Annotated in this window: 15 protein-coding genes; 8 read left to right on the top strand and 7 right to left on the bottom strand. The window is 73.2% G+C overall.

From position 1 onward, the window contains the following. Positions 1 to 108 precede the first annotated feature (108 nt). The 5 genes from M446_RS25535 (at position 109) to M446_RS25515 (ending at position 6,710) form a co-directional block, all read left to right on the top strand. A complete protein-coding gene (locus tag M446_RS25535; RefSeq protein WP_012335003.1) occupies positions 109 to 2,730 on the top strand; it encodes an ATP-binding protein in 2,622 nt (873 codons plus the stop codon). Then, positions 2,727 to 3,119 carry a response regulator gene (locus tag M446_RS25530; protein ID WP_012335002.1) on the top strand — a complete coding sequence of 131 codons (393 nt, stop codon included), beginning with the start codon at positions 2,727 to 2,729 and terminating at the stop codon, positions 3,117 to 3,119. Before M446_RS25535 ends, M446_RS25530 begins: the two co-directional genes overlap by 4 nt. Then, positions 3,116 to 4,381 (top strand): adenylate/guanylate cyclase domain-containing protein, encoded by a 1,266-nt coding sequence (locus M446_RS25525; RefSeq protein ID WP_012335001.1) that lies wholly within the window; start codon positions 3,116 to 3,118, stop codon positions 4,379 to 4,381. Before M446_RS25530 ends, M446_RS25525 begins: the two co-directional genes overlap by 4 nt. Positions 4,382 to 4,626: 245 nt before the next feature. After that, a complete protein-coding gene (locus M446_RS25520; protein ID WP_012335000.1) occupies positions 4,627 to 5,610 on the top strand; it encodes an ABC transporter substrate-binding protein in 984 nt (327 codons plus the stop codon). 389 nt (positions 5,611 to 5,999) lie between these two features. After that, positions 6,000 to 6,710: an ABC transporter substrate-binding protein gene (locus M446_RS25515; protein WP_050777513.1), complete on the top strand. Its 711-nt coding sequence runs from the start codon at positions 6,000 to 6,002 to the stop codon at positions 6,708 to 6,710. A 326-nt stretch (positions 6,711 to 7,036) separates the two neighbouring features. On the opposite strand, the gene M446_RS25510 is transcribed toward M446_RS25515, so the two are convergent. From M446_RS25510 to M446_RS25495, 4 genes are all read right to left on the bottom strand, one after another. Next, positions 7,037 to 8,830, bottom strand: coding sequence for a sensor histidine kinase (locus M446_RS25510; RefSeq protein WP_043701627.1), 1,794 nt, complete (start codon positions 8,828 to 8,830; stop codon positions 7,037 to 7,039). 223 nt (positions 8,831 to 9,053) lie between these two features. Beyond that, positions 9,054 to 9,755, bottom strand: coding sequence for a tRNA (guanosine(46)-N7)-methyltransferase TrmB (trmB, locus tag M446_RS25505; protein WP_012334998.1), 702 nt, complete (start codon positions 9,753 to 9,755; stop codon positions 9,054 to 9,056). A 51-nt stretch (positions 9,756 to 9,806) separates the two neighbouring features. Beyond that, positions 9,807 to 10,985 carry a methionine adenosyltransferase gene (gene metK, locus M446_RS25500; RefSeq protein WP_012334997.1) on the bottom strand — a complete coding sequence of 393 codons (1,179 nt, stop codon included), beginning with the start codon at positions 10,983 to 10,985 and terminating at the stop codon, positions 9,807 to 9,809. 94 nt (positions 10,986 to 11,079) lie between these two features. After that, positions 11,080 to 11,529 carry a helix-turn-helix domain-containing protein gene (locus M446_RS25495; RefSeq protein WP_012334996.1) on the bottom strand — a complete coding sequence of 150 codons (450 nt, stop codon included), beginning with the start codon at positions 11,527 to 11,529 and terminating at the stop codon, positions 11,080 to 11,082. Positions 11,530 to 12,462: 933 nt separating this feature from the next. Between M446_RS25495 and M446_RS25490 the strand changes: the two genes are divergently transcribed. The 3 genes from M446_RS25490 to M446_RS25480 all read left to right on the top strand — a co-directional run bounded on the left by M446_RS25490 (position 12,463) and on the right by M446_RS25480 (position 15,428). Further along, positions 12,463 to 13,302, top strand: a complete 840-nt coding sequence (locus tag M446_RS25490) for a hypothetical protein (protein WP_012334995.1) — start codon at positions 12,463 to 12,465, stop codon at positions 13,300 to 13,302. 5 nt (positions 13,303 to 13,307) lie between these two features. Further along, a complete protein-coding gene (locus M446_RS25485) occupies positions 13,308 to 14,882 on the top strand; it encodes a M48 family metalloprotease (protein ID WP_012334994.1) in 1,575 nt (524 codons plus the stop codon). 117 nt (positions 14,883 to 14,999) lie between these two features. After that, on the top strand, positions 15,000 to 15,428 hold the full coding sequence (locus M446_RS25480; RefSeq protein WP_012334993.1) for a hypothetical protein: 429 nt from the start codon (positions 15,000 to 15,002) through the stop codon (positions 15,426 to 15,428). Between the two features lie 53 nt (positions 15,429 to 15,481). On the opposite strand, the gene M446_RS25475 is transcribed toward M446_RS25480, so the two are convergent. The 3 genes from M446_RS25475 to phbB form a co-directional block, all read right to left on the bottom strand. After that, positions 15,482 to 16,207: an aspartate/glutamate racemase family protein gene (locus M446_RS25475; RefSeq protein ID WP_012334992.1), complete on the bottom strand. Its 726-nt coding sequence runs from the start codon at positions 16,205 to 16,207 to the stop codon at positions 15,482 to 15,484. A gap of 13 nt (positions 16,208 to 16,220) precedes the next feature. Continuing rightward, positions 16,221 to 16,994, bottom strand: a complete 774-nt coding sequence (locus M446_RS25470) for a ferredoxin--NADP reductase (protein ID WP_012334991.1) — start codon at positions 16,992 to 16,994, stop codon at positions 16,221 to 16,223. A 204-nt stretch (positions 16,995 to 17,198) separates the two neighbouring features. Then, the gene (gene phbB, locus M446_RS25465) at positions 17,199 to 17,927 is read right to left on the bottom strand and encodes an acetoacetyl-CoA reductase (protein ID WP_012334990.1); all 729 of its coding nucleotides are present in this window, start codon (positions 17,925 to 17,927) and stop codon (positions 17,199 to 17,201) included. Positions 17,928 to 18,077: the final 150 nt, after the last annotated feature.

Below are 18,077 nucleotides of genomic sequence, written 5' to 3'. Positions count from 1 at the left end.
GCCCGGCGCGCCGGCCGCGCGGTCGCCTCCGGACCCGCGGGCGCACCGCTGACGGCGCGCGCCCGCCATGGCATAGTTCCGGCCTCGGCCGAAGCCTGAGCGAGGCGAATGCATGATCTGGGGCCCGCGGCGCCCGCCGGCCGGAATCCGGCCACGACCGTGAGGGCCGCCGCGCCCGAGGCGCAGGCCGGACCCCTCCCGGCGGGCGCCCGCGCCGGGCGTCGCCGGCGCATCCCGCTCTCGGCCAAGCTCGCCGTGGCGCTGGTCGGCCTCGTGACGGTGGTGCTCGTCGTCAACGGCGCCGTGAACCTGCTGCTGAACTACGACGAGGCGAAGCGGACCGCGATCCGGGTGCAGCAGGAGAAGGCCCACGCCGCCGCCGCGCAGGTCGACGCCTTCATCGCCGAGATCGAGAACCAGATCGGCTGGACCACCCGGGCGGAGTGGCGCCGCATCCCGGTCGAGCAGCAGCGCTACGACTTCATCCGCCTGCTGCGGCAGGCGCCCGCCATCACCGAAGTGTCCTACATCGACGCGGCGGGGCGCGAGCAGCTCAAGGTCTCCCGCCTCGAACCCGACGCGGTCGGGAGCGGGCGCGACCTCTCGCAGGACGCGCGCTTCCTGCGCGCCATCGGCGACAAGGTCTGGCTCGGCCCGGTCACCTTCCGGCGGGGGTCCGAGCCCTACATGACGATCGCCATCGCGCATGCGGGCAGGAATCCGGGAGTCACCGCCGCGGAGGTGAACCTCAAGCTGATCTGGGACGTCATCGCGGCCATCCACGTCGGCGAGAAGGGCCACGCCTTCGTGGTGACCCAGCAGGGCCGCCTGATCGCGCATCCCGACCTCACCCTCGTGCTGCGCGACACCGACCTGTCGCAGACGCCGCAGGTGCGCCGGGCCCTCGACGGCGCGGCGGCGGCCCCCGAGATCACCCGCGACCTCGGCGAGCGCTCGGTGCTCACCGCCCACGCGCCGATCCGGCGCATCGGCTGGATCGTGTTCGTCCAGTCGCCCCTCGCCGAGGCCATGGCCCCGGTCTTCACCTCGCTCTACCAGACCCTCGGCCTCCTCGGCCTCGGCCTCCTGCTCGCCAGCATCGCCGGAACGCTGCTCGCCCGCCGCATGGTGGTGCCGATCCGCCGCCTGCAGGAGGGGGCGGAGCGCCTCGGGGGCGGGGACCTCTCCGAGCGCATCGCCATCCGCACCGGGGACGAGATCGAGACCCTGGCGGACCGCTTCAACCTGATGGCCGTCCGCATCCAGGATTCCTACGAGACCCTGGAGGCCAAGGTCGCGGAGCGCACCCGCACCCTCGACGAGGCGCTGCGCCAGCAGACCGCCACCGCCGAGGTGTTGAAGGTGATCAGCCGCTCGGCCTTCGACCTCGACGCCGTGCTCGCCACCCTGGCCCGCTCGGCCGCCGAATTGTGCGGCGTTCCCAGCGGACTCGTGGTCCTGCGCGAGGGCGACGCCTACCGGATCAGGGCCGGCGTGGGCCTCGCGTCCGACGGCCCGGTGCGGTGCGACTGCCCCGAGAGCGGCGGGATTCCGTGCGGCAGGGGGGCCCTCTGCGGGGAGATCCCGGCCGGGACGGCCCTCGCCGCGACGGTCGCCCGGGTCGCGGGGTCGGGCCGCGTGGAGCAGGACGAGGAGCCGGCCGGCCCGGACGGGGGAGGCCGGGCCTGGCTCGGCGTGCCGCTCCTGCGCGACGGCCCCGTCGAGGGCGTCTTCGTCCTGGCGCGGGAGGGGCCGGGCGCCTTTCCGCCCCGGCAGGTCGAGCTGGTGCAGACCTTCGCGGATCAGGCGGTGATCGCGATCGAGAACGCGCGGCTGTTCGCGGCCCTGCAGGAGCGGACGCGGGACCTCTCGTGCTCCCTGGAGGAGCTGCGCGCGGCCCAGGACCGCCTCATCCAGTCGGAGAAGCTCGCCTCGCTGGGCCAGCTCACCGCCGGCATCGCCCACGAGATCAAGAACCCGCTCAACTTCGTCAACAATTTCGCGGCCCTGTCGGCCGAGCTGGTGGACGAGCTGCGGCAGGCGCTGGCCGGCGCGCCCCTCGCCGATTCCGTGCGGGGCGAGGTCGACGAACTCGCCGGCCTCCTCAAGGGCAACCTCGCCAAGGTCGTGCAGCACGGGCGTCGCGCCGATTCGATCGTCAAGAACATGCTGCTGCACTCGCGCGAGGGGACGGGCGAGCGGCGCGAGGCCGACCTCAACGCCCTGGTGGAGGAGAGCCTCAACCTCGCCTATCACGGCGCAAGGGCGGAGAAGCCCGGCTTCAACGTGACCCTGGAGCGCCGCCTCGACCCCGCCGCCGGGACGGCCCTGCTCTACCCCCAGGAGATGACCCGCGTCCTTCTGAACCTGATCACCAACGGCTTCTACGCCCTGCGCCAGCGCGGGAGCGAGACCCCCGGCTTCGCCCCGACCCTGGTTGCCGCCACCCGGGACCTCGGGGATAAGGTCGAGATCAGGATCCGCGACAACGGCACGGGCATCCCGGACACCGTCAGGGCGAAGATGTTCACCCCCTTCTTCACGACCAAGCCGGCCGGGGAGGGCACGGGACTCGGCCTGTCGCTGAGCTACGACATCGTGGTGAAGCAGCACGGCGGCACGATCGAGGTCGCGACCGAGCCGGGCGCCTTCACCGAGTTCACGATCACGCTGCCGCGCGCCGGCGCCGCGGCGCCTCCGGGGAGGGAGCCATCGGGGAGGGGGCCATGAGCGTGCTGATCCTGGTCGTCGACGACGAGCCGGACGTGGCGGAGCTGTTCCGGCAGCAGTTCCGCCGCGACTTGCGCGCGGGCCGCTTCACCCTCGCCTTCGCGCAATCGGCCGAGGAGGCGCTGGCCCGCATCGCCGCGCCGGGCGACGCCACGTTGATCCTGGTGCTCTCGGACATCAACATGCCGGGCACGACCGGCCTCGACCTCCTGCCGCTGGTCAAGCAGGCCTGCCCCGCGGTGCCGGTGATCATGATCACCGCCTACGGCGACGCCCAGACCCGCCGGGTCGCGCAGGAGCGCGGGGCCGAGACCGTGCTGGTCAAGCCGATCGACTTCGCGGCCCTGCGGCAGGAGATCGACCGCCGCCTGGCCGGTACCGCCGCATGAGCGCCGCGCCCGCCAAGATCCTCGTCGTGGACGACGAGCCGGACCTGGAGGCGCTGATCCTCCAGACCTTCCGCCGCCGGATCCGGGAGGGCACCGTCCGCTTCCTGTTCGCCCGCGACGGCGTCGAGGCGCTCGACCTCCTGACCGAGCACCGGGACGTCGACCTCGTCGTCTCGGACATCAACATGCCGCGGATGGACGGCCTCTCGCTCCTCGCCAAGCTGCAGGAGGCGGACGAGAAGCTCTCGACCGTGATCGTCTCGGCCTACGGGGACATGGCGAACATCCGGGTCGCGATGAACCGCGGCGCCTTCGACTTCCTGACCAAGCCGATCGACTTCGCCGACTTCGAGACCACCGTCGACCGGACGGTGCTGCATGTCAGGGCCCTGCGGGAGGCGCGCCGCCGCCAGGCCGAGGCGGAGCGCGCCCACGCGACGCTGTCGCGCTACTTCTCGCCCAACCTCGCCGAGCGCTTGGCGGCCGACGCCTCCTCCCTGGCGGCCGGAGGGCACCGGCGCGACGTCGCCTCGCTGTTCACGGACGTCGCCGGCTTCACCACGCTGGTGGAGAGCCTCGACCCGGCGCTGATGGCCGAGCTGCTGAACGGCTACCTCGCCACGATGACCGGCCTCGTCTTCCGGTACGAGGGCACCGTCGCCAAGATCGTGGGCGACGCGATCCACGTGCTGTTCGGCGCCCCCGGCGAGCAGCCGGACCATGCCAGCCGGGCGGTGGCCTGCGCGCTCGCCCTCGACGAGGCCGCCCAGGCCCTGCGCGCCGCCTGGGCGGAGCGGGGCGTCAGCCTCGGCGCGACGCGCATCGGCGTCCATGCCGGGCCGGCGATCGTCGGCAATTTCGGCGGCGACCGCTTCTTCGACTACACGGCCTACGGCGACACGATCAACATCGCGGCGCGGCTGGAGGCCGCCAACAAGGTGCTCGGCACGCGGATCTGCGTGAGCGCCGCCGTAGCGGAGCGGGCGGAGGCGTTTCGCGGGCGGCCGATCGGCGACCTGCTCTTGCGCGGCAAGTCGGCCCCGCTGCGGGCCTACGAGCCGCTGAGCGAGGCCGCATACGCCGATCCGGCCACCGCCCGCTACGCGCAGGCCTTCGCGAAGCTCGCCGCCCAGGATCCCTGCGCCACGCAGGCCTTCGCGGCGCTGATCGGGCAGCGCCCCGACGACCGGCTCGCGAGCTTCCATCTCAGGCGCCTCCTCAACGGCGAGACCGGCACCCGCATCGACCTCGGCGGCGCCTGAGCGGCTTCGCCGGGCGCCGTTCCGCTCCGGATCTTGCGCCCGCATCCTTCCTGCCGCCCGCCCGGCGGCCCTCTCGGCGGACGATGCCGCGCCCTTCGGGCGCGCCGCGGCGCAGCATCCCTCGCGACGCCGCGCCGAGTTGCGGCCGCCCCTGCGCCGGGACATCTTGTGAAAGCTTCGGCACGACAGAATTCTGCGGGACCGCGACTGGTCTCGTCGGATCGGGCCGGCAAGGGAGAGGGGACATGGATCGGCGTCGATTTCTGTCCGGCCTCGGCCTCGCCCTGGTGCGACCGCGCGGGGCCGCGGCGCAGCCGGCCCCGCTCCCCGCCCTGGGCCTCCTGTGCAGCGAATCGCCGGAGCTTTGGACCTCGCGCGTCGACGCCTTCCGGGCCGGGCTCGCGGAGGCCGGATACGTCGAGGGCCGCGACGTGCGGTTCAGCTACCGCTGGGCGCGGGGGCGGAACGACCGCCTCGACGGGATGGCCGAGGATCTCGTGCGCGAGGGCGTCGCCGTCATCGTGGTCCTCGGCAACACGACCTCGGCGCTCGCCGCCAAGCGCGCGACGGAGCGGATCCCGATCGTCGTGCGGATGGCGGTCGACCCTGCGAGCATCGGGCTCGTCCAGAGCACGAGCCGGCCCGGCGGCAACCTGACCGGCTGGACCACCCTCGGCGCCCAGATCGGGCCGAAGCAGCTCGAGCTCCTGCGGGAGCTCATCCCGCCCGGGGTGGTGGTCGCGGTTCTCGTCAACCCGACGAACCCGATCCTGGCCGACCGCCAGGCGAGGGAGGTTCCCGAGGCTGCCCGCGCCCTCGGCTTCGAGCCGCTGGTGGTCACGGCGAGCGGCGACGCCGACATCGCCGCGGCCTTCGCGCGGCTGAGCGGCGCCGGAGCGCGCGGGCTGATCCTCGGCGCGGACACGTTCTTCAACAGCCGCAACGACCTGATCGCCGCGCAGGCGCGCGACGCCGCCGTGGCGGCGATCTCCGCCTACCGCGAATTCGCGCTCGCGGGCGGCCTCATGAGCTACGGCGGCAGCGTCGCCGAGGCGTCCCGCCGGGTCGGCGCCTATGTCGGCCGCATCCTCGGCGGCGAGCAGCCCGGCGACCTGCCCGTGCAGCAGATCAAGAAACTCGACCTCGTGCTCAACCTGAGGACGGCCCAGCACCTCGCCATCAAGATCCCGCTGCCGGTCCTCGCCCGCGCGGACGAGATCCTGGAATGAAGCGCGGCGTCGCCCGGGCGACGGATCCGCATCGTCGATGATCGGGGACACGCCCATGCCGGACCGGACCGCGCCGTATGCCCGGGACCCCGCCCGAGACCCCGCCCCGCCCCTCGCCGGAGGCGTCGCGCGGCGGCACCTGCTCGGGGCCGCCCTCGCGGCCGCCCTTTCCCGCGCCGGCCTCGCCCGAGGCGACGGCGCGCCGGTGCGCATCGGCTGGCTGACCGCGCAGCGCGCCGCCAGCCTCACGCCCTACATCGCCGCCCTGCGCGACGGGTTGGCCGCGGAGGGGCTCGAGGAGGGGCGCAACCTCGCCATCGCGTTCCGCTACGGAGACGACGATCTCGGCCGGGTCCCCGCCCTCGCCGGGGAGCTGGCCGCCGCCCAAGGTGGCGGCGCTCCTGGTCCAGGGCGCCGCCACCCCGATCACCGCCGCGCTGCGCCTGCCGGTCCCGCTCGTCTACGTCGTCAGCGGCGATCCGGTGGCGGCCGGCCTCGCGGAGAGCTACGCGCGCCCGGGCGGCGGCATGACCGGCGTCACCCTGATGGCGGCCGAGTTCAACCGCAAGCGCCTGGACCTGCTGCGCGAGATGATCCCCGGCCTGCGCCACGTGGCGATCATCGGCAACCCGGAGCATCCCGGCGAGCAGCTGGAGCGCGCGGTCTCCCTCGACGCCGGGAGCCGGCTCGGCCTGCGGATCGACTACCACGCCACCGGGACGCCCGAAGACCTCGCCGCGGCGCTGGCGCGCCTGGCCGCCGCGCCGCCGCAGGCGCTGTCCGTCTTCGCGGACGGCTTCACCCTGCAGAATCGTCAGCGCATCATCGAGGCGGCCGCCGGCCTGCGCATCCCGGTGATTTCCGGCTGGCCGAGCTTCGCCGAGAGCGGCGCGGTCTGCACCTACGGGCCGCGCATCGCCGCCTCCTACCGGCGTCTGGCGAGCTACATCGCCCGGATCCTGAAGGGGGCGCGGCCCGGCGACCTTCCGGTCGAGCGCCCGGACGTGTTCGAACTCGTGATCAACCTGAAGGCGGCCCAGGCGCTCGGCCTCACCGTCCCGACCGCGATGCTGGCCCTCGCGGACCGGATCATCGAGTGATCCGCTGTCCGGACGATCACGTCCGGACCGCGGGTGAGAAGACCGCGCGGCCCGTGAGCGGAGCCGACATCCGCATCGCGAAGCGATCAACCGGATCCCGGATCACACGCCTGCGCGGCACCTGAGCGAAGCCGCAATCCGCCATCCCGAAGGGATCAAGCGGATTGGGTATGACACGGCATCCTGGTGATCGGTTCAGCACGGGAACCGGCCAAAGCCGTCGTTGCCTGTCCGATGTCGGCCCTGCCGCACGGCGAAGCCGATCCCGTCGCTCGCGCACCGGACGGCAGGCCCGAGAACCCGGCCGGATCCGGCCGCCGGAACCCTCAGAGCTTGGCCAGGGGATTGAGGGCCACGTTGCGCTTCGGCAGGGGGGCCAGCATGGTCAGGCGCAGGCCGTCCGGCGCGTAGTCGATCGCCACGTTCGCCTGGACCTGGGTCGAGAGCACCCGCTGCAGCAGGCGGGAGCCGAAACCCTGGCGGGTCGGCGGCGCCACCGGCGGCCCGCCCGACTCGCGCCACTCGAAGCGCAGCACGACGCGGTCGTCCTCGGGCTCCAGGGACCAGCGCACCCGCACCCGCCCGGCCCGGCCCGAGAGGGCGCCGTACTTCGCCGCGTTGGTGGTGAGTTCGTGGATCGCCATGCCGATCGGCACCGCGATCTCGGAGGCGAGGTCGACGGCCGGGCCCTCGAGGGTGACCCGCCCGTCCGCCTCCGGCGTCATCGGCCCGTCCGCGTAGGGCGTCAGCTCGTTCTCCAGGAGGCCGCGCAGGGAGGCCGTCTGCCAGACATCTTCGGTCAGGACCGAATGGGTGTGGGCGAGGGACATGATCCGCCCGACGAAGGCCTCGTAGAAGCTCTCGATGCTCGACGCGGTGCGGGCGGTCGAGCCGACGATCGCCTGCACGGTGGCGAGGGTGTTCTTCACCCGGTGGTGGAGTTCGCGGATCAGGAGCGTCTGGCGCTCCTCGGCGAGGCGCCGGTCGGTGATGTCGGCGACGACCCCGATCAGGCGGCGGGGCAGGCCGCCCGGGTTGTCGCGCTCGAAGCGCCCGGCCATCTCGATCGTGCGCCACGTCCCGTCGCTCGCCCGGCGGATGCGCCCGGTGGCGTGCAGCACGCCCTCGCCCTGGAGGGCGTCCGCGACCGCGGCCCGGAACGGCCCCTTGTCCTCCGGGTGCATCACCTCGCGGAAGAACTCGGTCATGCTGATCGTGCCGTCCTGCGGGCGGCGGCCGAAGATCTCCCACATGCGCTCGTTCTCCCAGAGCGCCTGGTCGTCGAGGAGGTGCCACTCGAAGATGCCGAGCGCCGCCACCGAGGTCGCGACCCGCAGCCGCTGCTCGCGGTCGTGCAGGGCGCGCCGGGCCTCCTCGCGGGCGGTGACGTCCTGGACGACGCCGATCATGCCGACGACCGCCCCGTCCGGGCCGAGCTGGGCGCGGCCGCGGACCGAGATCCAGACCTCCTGGCCGTCCGGGGGGCGGCGGTAGCGCAGGTCGACCGCGTAGGCCCGGCCGAGGGGCGCGGCCTCCTGCACGAGGGCGCGGGCGCGCTCCAGGTCGTCCCGGTGCAGCCGCGGCTCCAGGGTCTCCGCGGCGACGGAGGGCCCCGGGGCGAGGCCCAGGATCTCCGCGGCCCGCTCCGAGAGGGTGATCTGGCCGCTGGCCCGGCTCCAGCTCCAGTCGCCGAGCCCCGAGAAGGCCAGGGCGAGGCGGGTCTGCTCGGCGCGGGCGGCGGCGCCGTGATCCTCCGCCGGCTCGACGGTCAGCACCCGCTGCCCGTCCCGCGACGGGCCGGCCCGCACCGTCACCCAGACGGTGCCGCCGTCGCCGCGCCGCCAGCACTGCTCGATCCCGGCCCCCGACACGGGATCGGCCGGGGCGCCGGCGGCATCGACGAGGTCGGCGAGGCAGCGGCCGAGCAAATCCTCCGGCGCGGCGGCGAGCAGGGCGCAGAGCCGGGCATTGGCCGCGACGAGGCGATCGTCCGGGCCGGACAGGCAGGCGATCCCGACGGGGGCCGCCTCGAAGGCGAACCGCAGGAGCGCGTCGCCGGTGTGGCCCGGGGCCGGCGCGTCCCCCGGCCGGTCGGGCTGCTGGTCAGGCCTGTGGTCCAAGGCGCGCCCCACTGGTCTCACGCCGGGTCCGGCCGGCCCCGCCGGGTCCCCCGGCCGTCTGGAGAGGCGATCCACGCGCTCCTCGCACACCCGCGTCCGGTCGGCCCACCCGCGGGCCGCGTCGTCTCCCCGCCGCACCGCCCCGGTCGCGAGGCTTGGGCGGCGCGGATGATGACCGGCATGGCCGGCAGCCACAAGCTCCCTCGCGGAACCGCCGCCCGCGTCAGACCCGCGCGAAGCTGAGATAGGTCGGCCGGCGGCCCTGGGCGACGGCCTTCGCCTCGTAGCGGGTGCCCGGCCAGTCGGGCCAGGGCCGCGTCCACTCGTCGGCCCGCGCGGCGGTCCAGCGCAGGAAGGGGCTGCGGGCGGCGCGCACCAGGGTCCAGCCGGCGTAGTCGTCGATGTCGCTGGCGAAGCGGAAGACGCCGCCGGGGCGCAGCACCCGGGCGATCTCCGCGAGGCTCTCGTCGGAGACGAAGCGGCGCTTGCGCTGGCGGCGCTTGGGCCAGGGATCGGGATAGAGCAGGAAGAGCCGCTCCACGCAGGCGGCGGGCAGCCGCGGCAGCAGCTCCATGGCGTCGCGGTCCCAGAGCCGGACATTGGCGAGGCCGTCGTCGTCGACGGCGCGCAGGAGCTTGGCGACGCCGTTCACGAAGGGCTCGCAGCCGATGAAGCCGGTCTCCGGATGGGCGCGGGCCTGGGCGGCGAGGTGCTCCCCGCCGCCGAAACCGATCTCCAGCCACAGGGAGGCGACCGGGTGCGGGAACAGGCCGGCCGGGTCGATCGGTCCCTCGGCGGGCAGGCGCAGGCGGGGCAGGAGCGCGGCGATGCGCTCCTCCTGCCCCGCGCGCAGGCGCTTGCCCTTGCGGCGGCCGTAGAAGGCGCGGCCCCGCTCGGGGGCCGCCTCGGTCTCGTCGTCGGTCATCGAACTCTGGCGCTGCGGTGCGGAGCCGCCCCGTAGCACCGGAGGCGCGGCTCAGGCCAGGGCCGACTTCAGGGTCGCCACGAGGTCGGTCTTCTCCCAGGAGAAGCCGCCATCCCGGTCGGGCTCGCGGCCGAAATGGCCGTAGGCCGAGGTGCGGGCGTAGATCGGCTTGTTGAGGCCGAGATGCGTGCGGATGCCGCGCGGCGACAGGTCGAGGATCTCGCCCAGCACCTTCTCCAGCTTCGCCTCCTCGACGCGGCCCGTGCCGTGCAGGTCGACGTAGATCGACAGCGGCTTGGCGACGCCGATCGCGTAGGCGAGCTGGATCGTGGCGCGCCGCGACAGGCCCGCCGCCACCACGTTCTTGGCGAGGTAGCGTGCCGCGTAGGCGGCCGAGCGGTCGACCTTCGTCGGGTCCTTGCCCGAGAAGGCGCCGCCGCCGTGGGGCGCCGCGCCGCCATAGGTGTCGACGATGATCTTGCGCCCGGTCAGGCCGCAATCGCCGTCCGGGCCGCCGATCACGAACTTGCCGGTCGGGTTGACGTGCCAGACGGTCCGGTCGGTGACCCAGGAGCCGGGCAGCGCCGCGCGGATGTAGGGCTCGACGATGGCGCGCACGCCCTGCGAGTCGAGGCTCTCGTCGAGGTGCTGGGTCGAGAGCACGATCTGGGTCGCCTCGACGGGGCGCCCGCCCTCGTAGCGGACCGTGACCTGGCTCTTGGCGTCGGGGCCGAGCTTGGCGGCCTCGCCGACCCGGCCCTTGCGGGCATCCGCGAGGTCCTTGAGGATCTTGTGGGCGTAGTAGATCGGTGCCGGCATCAGGGCGGGCGTCTCGTCGGTCGCGTAGCCGAACATGATGCCCTGGTCGCCCGCGCCCTCGTCCTTGTTGCCGGACGCGTCGACGCCCTGGGCGATGTCGGCGGATTGCGCGTGCAGGTAGATGGCGACGTCGGCGTTCTTCCAGTGGAAGCCGTCCTGCTCGTAGCCGATATCCTTCACGGCGGCGCGGGTGAGCTCCTCCAGGCGCGCGAAGGTGACCGAATCGGGCCCGCGCACCTCGCCCGCGATGACGATGCGGTTCGTGGTGGCGAGCGTCTCGACGCCCAGGCGCGCCTCCGGCATCTCGGCCAGGTAGGCGTCCACGACGGTGTCGGAGATGCGGTCGCAGACCTTGTCCGGGTGGCCCTCGGAGACCGACTCGCTCGTGAACAGGTAATCGGAACGTGCCATTGCTGAGTAAACCCCCTGTCAGGCCGGGCGTGTCCGTCCGATCGTCTGCCCGACGCCTCCGGTTGGGGCGTTGTGGCAGCCGACAAACAGGAGGTCAACCCGACGAACCGGAGTTGTTCTCTATACCGAACGGGGCCGTGGTGTCGAGGGCGCGGTCGAGGGCCCTGACCACGGCGGCGAGGCGCCGGCGATCGTCGGTGAGGAGGTGCGCATCGGCCGCGCGGGCGACGGCCCCGGCGAAACCCGTCCAGGATTCCGCTCCGGCGAGCGGCGGCTGGGGGCGCTCCCGCAGGCCCGGCCCCGTCCCCTCGTCCCGCGGCATTCCCTCGAAGAAGTACCCGATCGGTACGTCGAACAGGCGGCCGACCGCGTCGAGGTCGGCGGCGCTCATCCGGTTGGCGCCCTTCTCGTACTTGCCGAACTGCGACGCCGAGATGCCGAGGCGCCCGGCCACCACGTCGCGGGGGATCTTCGCCTTCAGGCGCAGCTGCTCGATGCGCTGGCCGATATGCGCGTCGCGCGCGTCAGCGGGTTTGCCAGCCATGGGGGCTCGCCGTAGGGGGGCGCGGGCGGCGCCGTCGCGGAGGATGTCCGGATTGTTGATTCCCGATGGTTGACGAAAGGTAAACGCTCGGCGGCGGAACGGATGCGGGGCGAGAGAGGTCGACGTTTGTCCGGTGCCGAGAGGCCGACCATCTTTCGATCCGGCACCACCACGTCGCCACGATACAAGAGTGCTTCGAGGCCGCCAGCCTTCATCAGCTTGTTCTTTATCGAATAAGTAGCCGGGAGAACGAGCCTACATAGTACTGTCCGCCGCCTTGGCAGAGAAAAGAGCAAGGTGATAAACACGATATGCAATCGCTTCCTGACAATCGGGTCGGTACAACACTCGGACGGCGGTGCCATGGCTGCGCTGAATCGATCGACATCACGGCTCTTGGCCTCCCCTGCACAGAGGGGTCGGCCGATTGATCCTCAGCCTCCGAGGCTCCTCCTGGCGATCGGCCTCCATGCGGACATGAGGGTCCCGCCCGAAGACCGCGTCCCCGTCGATCTCGGTGCCGGCGGCGAAGCGGGACCATGACGGCCCGCCGCATCGGGGATGATGTGGATGCAACGATCCGGTGCCGTGCTGCGCGGCGGCGTCGGCCCGCAGCGCAACGGCGTGGCGTCCCCGGCAGGGCTCGAACCTGCGACCCCAGGTTTCATCCCACTTCGGCTTTCGCCGCCGCCTTCCGGCGTTCGTGGGCTGGACTATCCCTTCACCGTAGGCCCGAGAGCCCTTAGGTGCCGCCCGTCTAGTCTCTACACCTTCCCGGCCGGTGGGCCGGGCTTGGCTCGGGATCGGCGTGATCCGGGATCGACGCTTTCCCCGACTTTGAGCGGATCCGCCGCGCGGTTTCCCGGCGCGACGCCCAATTGCGGTTTAGGAAACCTGTGCTCTGTCCAGCTGAGCTACGGAGACCCACGGCGCGTGCATAGCATCTCGGAGGCACGCCGCCAACCGGGAGGCGAGGGAAGGCGGGCCGGCCTCGCCGCGATCCTCATCCTCGCCCTCGGCGCCCCGCAGGCCGGCGCCCGGCCCGCCGCGGAGGAAACCTGCGGGGGCCGGGTCGCCCGGGAGGACAGGCTCGCGGGCGTGGCGCCGAGCGGCGAGCTGCGCCTCGCCTCGGGGCGGACGGCGCGGCTCGACGGGGTGCGGCTCCCGGCGGATCCGAGCCTCGCGGCGGCCGCCCGGGCCTGGCTCGATGCCCGCAAGGGGCAGCGCCTCGCGACCCGGGAGGACCCGGCGCCGGACCGCTGGGAGCGGGTCGCGCTCGACGCGGTGGCGGAGGAGCCGGGCGGGGACCCCGTCGACCTCGCGGGCGGACTCCTGGCCGCGGGGCTCGCGCTGGTCGATGCCGGCGAATCGGATAGGCTCTGCCGGCCGGGACTGCTCACCGTCGAGGCGGCGGCCCGGCAGGCCCGGCGCGGCCTCTGGGCCGGCGACCTCCCGCTGCGGGCGGAGGACGCCGCCGTCCTGGCGGCCCGGGTCGGGCAGTTCGTGGTTGCGGAGGGCCGGGTGCGCAGCGTGGGCGAGCGGCGCTCCCGCACCTATCTCAACTTCGCCCCTTTCGGAGAGGAAGGTCTGACGGTCACGGTGACGAAACGCACTTGGCGGACCCTGCTCGAACGTGGTTTGACGGCGGCCGCGCTTCGGGGGCGGCGCGCGCGGGCTCGCGGCGTCGTCGAGCTCTGGCGCGGCCCGACCCTCGACATCGGCGCGGCGGAGATGATCGAGATGCTGGACGAGGAGCGGGCGCAGCGCCGTTGATCGCAATGGACGGGCTCATCAGGCGCAACACGATCGAGGCGGCGCTCCGCGCCGCGGGGGCGCTCCGCGCCGCGGGGGCGCTCCGCGCCGCGGGGGCGCTCGGCGCCGCGGGAGCGCTCGGCGCCACGATGGCGCGCGTCGCGGCGCGAGGCGGCGTCGCGGCGCTCGTCCTCGCGGCGGCCTCCTGCGCGGGCGACCAGACCGGAACCCTCACCCCCGTCTCCGTGACGGTGCCGCCCGAGGCGCCGCGCGCCACCGGCGGGCGCGAGCGCGGCGGGACGGATGCGGACCACGCCAAGCTCGTCGCCTCCTTCGGCGGCGAGTACCGGGCGCCCGCCGCCCTGCGGCTGGTCAGCGAGGTCACCGACCGGCTCGTCAAGGCGACCGAGCGCCCGGACGAGACCTACGCGGTCACGCTGCTCGATTCCCCCGCCATCAACGCCTTCGCGCTCCCGAACGGCCGGCTCTACGTGACGCGCGGGCTGCTCGCCCTCGCCAACGATTCCTCCGAACTCGCCGCCGTGCTGGCGCACGAAATCGCCCATGTCACCCTCCGGCACGCCAATGCCCGCACCGAGATGGCCCTGCGCTCGGAACTGGTGAGCAAGGTCGTGGCCGACGTGCTCAAGGACCCGGCCACCGGCGCCCTCCTGCAGGACCAGTCCCGCTTCGTGCTCGCCAAGTTCTCGCGCGCCCAGGAATTCGAGGCGGACCAGACCGGCGTGCGCACGCTGTCGCGGGCCGGCTACGACCCGTTCGGGGCGGCGCGCTTCCTCACCAGCCTCAACCGGGCCACGGCGCTGCGGGCCGGCAGCGGCATCCCGACCGAGCCCGACCTCCTCGCCACCCATCCGAGCACCCCCGAGCGCATCACCCAGGTGACGCAGGCCGCCCGGCGCATCGGCGCCCCCGGGCTCGGGGCGGAGGAGCGCAACCTCTACCTCGCCTCGATCGACGGCATCGCGTACGGCGACAATCCGGGGGACGGGCTGGTGCGCGGGCGCCGCTTCGTGCATCCGCGCCTCGGCGTCACCTTCGAGGCGCCGGACGGCTTCGCCCTGGAGAACACCGCCCGGGCCGTGCTCGGCACCACTCCGGAGGGCCATCGCCGCCTGCTCTTCGACGCCGTCGAGACCCATGCGAGCCAGGTGCTGGAGGAGGTGCTGCGGGCGACCTGGACCGACGCGATCGAGGCCGGCAGCGTCGAGAACCGCATGATCAACGGCTTCCCGGCCGTGACGGCGGCCTCGAAGGGCAAGGACTGGTTCTTCCGCCTCGCCGCGATCCGGGTCGGGACCAACACCTTCCGGATGATCATGGCCGCCAAGGGCGCGACCGACCCGCGCGACGGGTTCGAGCGCTGGCTCGCGAGCGTCGCGGCGGTGGGTCCCGAGGAGGCGCGGCGCCTGCGGCCGGCGCGGATCCAGGTCGTGGCCGCCGCGGCCGGCGACACCGCCGAGGCCCTGGCGCGGCGCATGGCGACGGGCGACCGCCCCCTCGACTATTTCCTGGTCATCAACGGCCTGGAGCGGGGCGCGGCCCTGCGGTCCGGGCAGTCCTACAAGCTGATCGTCGAGTAGGGCCCGGTTCCGGGGGCGTGATGCCGCACGCCCTTCTCGGGGTGGGACGGCCCGCGCTATCTGCTGCGGGCCGAGAAGCGGACCCGCGAGTCCGCCCGGCCGAACCGGAGGAACCCGATGCCCATCCGCCCCGCGCCGGCGCTCGCCGCCGTGCTCGCCCTGTGCAGTGCCGCCGCCGCCCAGCCGATCCGCAACGCGCCGCCGCCGCGGGCGCTCGAGACCGCGGCCTACGTCTTCGCGGCGGCCAATGTCTGCGGCTACCGGATCGGGGTCGAGCCTTTCGAGACCCTGCTCGGCCGCTACAACGTCACGGTCGAGGACGTGCGCCCGCCGCGCGGCCCCTTCGGGGCGAAGGTCCAGGCGATGTTCACCCTGATGTCCAACCAGATGATGGCGAACCGGGAGGAGGCCTGCCGGATCGTCGCCACCGAGTTCGGGCCGGAGGGCAACGTCGCCAAGGGGATCCTGCTGCCGGCGGCCGCGCAGGCGCCCGGGGACGGCGCCCCGGCGGCCCCCGCCGAGGGCGCGCCCAGGATCGTGCAGTAGCGCCCGGCCGCCGCCCTTCGGCCCGGCCCCTCGGGGGCCGGGTGCGCGGCCCCTCAGCGGGGCCGCGCCAGGAGGTCGGCCAGGGCGGCGCTCAGGCCGACGCTCTCGCTCGCGGCCGGGAGGGTGCGGCCGGTCCGCAGCGCGGCGGCGGCGAGCGCCATGCGGGCGCCGGCCTCGGTCGAGCAGATCAGCGGCACCGGCACGTCGGGCTGGAGGCGGGCGGCGAGGCCCGCGAGCGCGGCCCCCCCGAGCACCACCACGTCGGCCCCGTCCTCCGCCGCGCAGGCCCGGCAGGCGGCGGCGAGGCCGGCGAGGGCCGCGTCCGGATCGCGGGCGATCTCGCCCCCGGTCGGCGCGACGGTGCGGATGCCGGCGATCCGCTCGGACAGGCCGAGGGAGGCCGCGAATTCCTGCAGCATCGGCCGCCAGGCCGCGCCGCCGGTGACGATGCCGACGCGCCGCCCCCGGGTGCAGGCGAGGTGGAGCGCTCCCTCCGCCATGCCGATGACCGGCGCGGGCGAGACCTCCTTGAGGGCGAGGAGCCCGGGATCCCCGAAGCAGGCGAGGTAGACCGCGTCGCAGCCGCCGCCATGCTCGGCCAGGGCGTCGAGGGCGGCGTGAGCCGCGATCGCCGCGGTGGCCCGCGTCGCCACGTAGCGCCCGCCGAAGCGGCCCGTCGCGGCGACGATCTCGACCTCTGGGGCGAGGCGGCGCACGACCCCCGCCACGAGGTCGGTCACCGCCTCGGTGGTGTTCGCGTTGATGAGCAGCAGGCGCACGGCTCCGCCCCGCTCACTTCTCGACGAAGGCCTTCTCGATCACGAAGTGGCCGGCCTCGCCGTGGTTGCCCTCGACGTAGCCGCCCTCGGCGAGCAGGGCGCGGGTGTCGCGGATCATGTCCGGGCTGCCGCACAGCATGAAGCGGTCGGTCTCGATCGACATCGACGGCAGGCCGACATCCTGGAACAGCTTGCCCGAGGTGATCAGGTCGGTGATGCGGCCGCGGTTGCGGAACGGCTCGCGCGTCACGGTCGGGTAGTAGATCAGCTGCGCCCGGACCATGTCGCCGATCAGCTCGTGGTTGGGCAGGTCCTGCGTGATCGTCTCGCCGTAGGCGAGTTCCTGGACCTGCCGGCAGCCGTGGACGAGGACCACCTTCTCGAAGCGGTCGTAGGTCTCCGGGTCCTTGATGATCGACAGAAAGGGGGCGAGGCCGGTGCCGGTCCCGAGCAGGTAGAGGTGCTTGCCGGGCAGCAGGTTGTCGAGGACGAGGGTGCCGGTCGCCTTGCGGCTGACGATGATCGGGTCGCCGACCTTGAGGTGCTGCAGCTTCGAGGTGAGCGGGCCGTTCGGCACCTTGATGGAGAAGAACTCCAGCTCGTCCTCGTAATTGGCCGAGACCACCGAGTAGGCGCGCAGCAGCGGCTTGCCGTCCTGCTTCAGCCCGATCATCGTGAACTCGCCGTTGCGGAAGCGGAACGACGGGTCGCGGGTCGTGCGGAAGCTGAAGAGCGTGTCGGTCCAGTGGTGGACGGACAGCACACGCTCCTCGTTGAAGTTGCTCATCGGGCGGATTCCTGGGTCGTCAACCGTGTGCCGGGTCTTCTCGCACCTGCGGCAGACCCGTCAAGGTGCCGGAGGACGCACCGGGTCTGCACGTGGCTCAAGGGCCCGCGTCGGAAGGCTGCCTGCTGGAATCGTTCCGCGGCGACGGTGCGGCGTCGCACCGGACCGGCCCCGCCCCCGCACCGGGGAGCGGGGCCGCCGCGCTCAGGCGAAGTACTGGCCGCCGTTGATGGTCAGGGTCGAGCCGGTGATGAAGCCGGCGTGGTCGCTCGCCAGGAACTCCACCGCGCGGGCGATCTCCTCGGCCTCGCCGAGGCGGCCGACCGGGATCTGCGGCAGGATCTTGGTCTTGAGCACCTCCTGGGGTACCGCCTTGACCATCTCGGTGGCGATGTAGCCGGGGGCGATCACGTTCACGGTGATGCCCTTGTTGGCGTTCTCCTGGGCCAGGGCCTTGGCGAAGCCGATCACGCCGGCCTTGGCGGCCGAGTAGTTGGTCTGGCCCATCTGGCCCTTCTGGCCGTTGATGGACGAGATCAGGACGATGCGGCCGAAGCCGCGCGACCGCATCCCGTCGATCACCGGGCGGGTGCAGGTGAACATCGAGTCGAGGTTGGTGCGGATCACCGCCTGCCACTGCTCGAAGGTCATGCGGTGGAACATGCCGTCGCGGGTGATGCCGGCATTGTTGACCAGGATGTCGACCGGGCCGAGTTCCGCCTCGGCGGCGCGGATGCCGGCCTCGCAGGCGGCCGGATCGCCGACGTCGAACTTGAACACCGGGATCCCGGTCTCGGCCTTGAAAGCATTCGCGGCCTCGTCGTTGCCGCCGTAATTCGCCGCCACCTTGTAGCCGGCGTCCTTCAGACCCTTCGAGATCGCGGCGCCGATGCCGCGCGTTCCGCCTGTGACCAGTGCGACGCGTTCTGCCATGTGCCTCTCCTTGAGGGAACCGTGTCCTTCCCTAGAGAGCGGCGGGCGCTTCGAGAAGAGCCCGCACGTCCCTTATGTGTTGGTATTTTGCCGGCCTGACCGAAGCCTTATCCTGCTCGCGGCCGGGCCGCGAGGGAGAGAAACTCCCCC

The sequence above is a fragment of the Methylobacterium sp. 4-46 genome (genome assembly GCF_000019365.1).
In the GTDB taxonomy this organism is placed as follows: domain Bacteria; phylum Pseudomonadota; class Alphaproteobacteria; order Rhizobiales; family Beijerinckiaceae; genus Methylobacterium.
Note: the sequence above shows the minus strand (reverse complement) of the source record. Positions and strands in the feature narration are given on the sequence as shown.

Coding starts and splice junctions, on each gene's coding strand:
- M446_RS25535 (WP_012335003.1), top strand. CDS start 109: ATGCATGATCTGGGGCCCGCGGCGCCCGCCGGCCGGAATCCGGCCACG.
- M446_RS25530 (WP_012335002.1), top strand. CDS start 2,727: ATGAGCGTGCTGATCCTGGTCGTCGACGACGAGCCGGACGTGGCGGAG.
- M446_RS25525 (WP_012335001.1), top strand. CDS start 3,116: ATGAGCGCCGCGCCCGCCAAGATCCTCGTCGTGGACGACGAGCCGGAC.
- M446_RS25520 (WP_012335000.1), top strand. CDS start 4,627: ATGGATCGGCGTCGATTTCTGTCCGGCCTCGGCCTCGCCCTGGTGCGA.
- trmB (WP_012334998.1), bottom strand. CDS start 9,755: ATGACCGACGACGAGACCGAGGCGGCCCCCGAGCGGGGCCGCGCCTTC.
- metK (WP_012334997.1), bottom strand. CDS start 10,985: ATGGCACGTTCCGATTACCTGTTCACGAGCGAGTCGGTCTCCGAGGGC.
- M446_RS25495 (WP_012334996.1), bottom strand. CDS start 11,529: ATGGCTGGCAAACCCGCTGACGCGCGCGACGCGCATATCGGCCAGCGC.
- M446_RS25485 (WP_012334994.1), top strand. CDS start 13,308: ATGGACGGGCTCATCAGGCGCAACACGATCGAGGCGGCGCTCCGCGCC.
- M446_RS25480 (WP_012334993.1), top strand. CDS start 15,000: ATGCCCATCCGCCCCGCGCCGGCGCTCGCCGCCGTGCTCGCCCTGTGC.
- M446_RS25470 (WP_012334991.1), bottom strand. CDS start 16,994: ATGAGCAACTTCAACGAGGAGCGTGTGCTGTCCGTCCACCACTGGACC.
- phbB (WP_012334990.1), bottom strand. CDS start 17,927: ATGGCAGAACGCGTCGCACTGGTCACAGGCGGAACGCGCGGCATCGGC.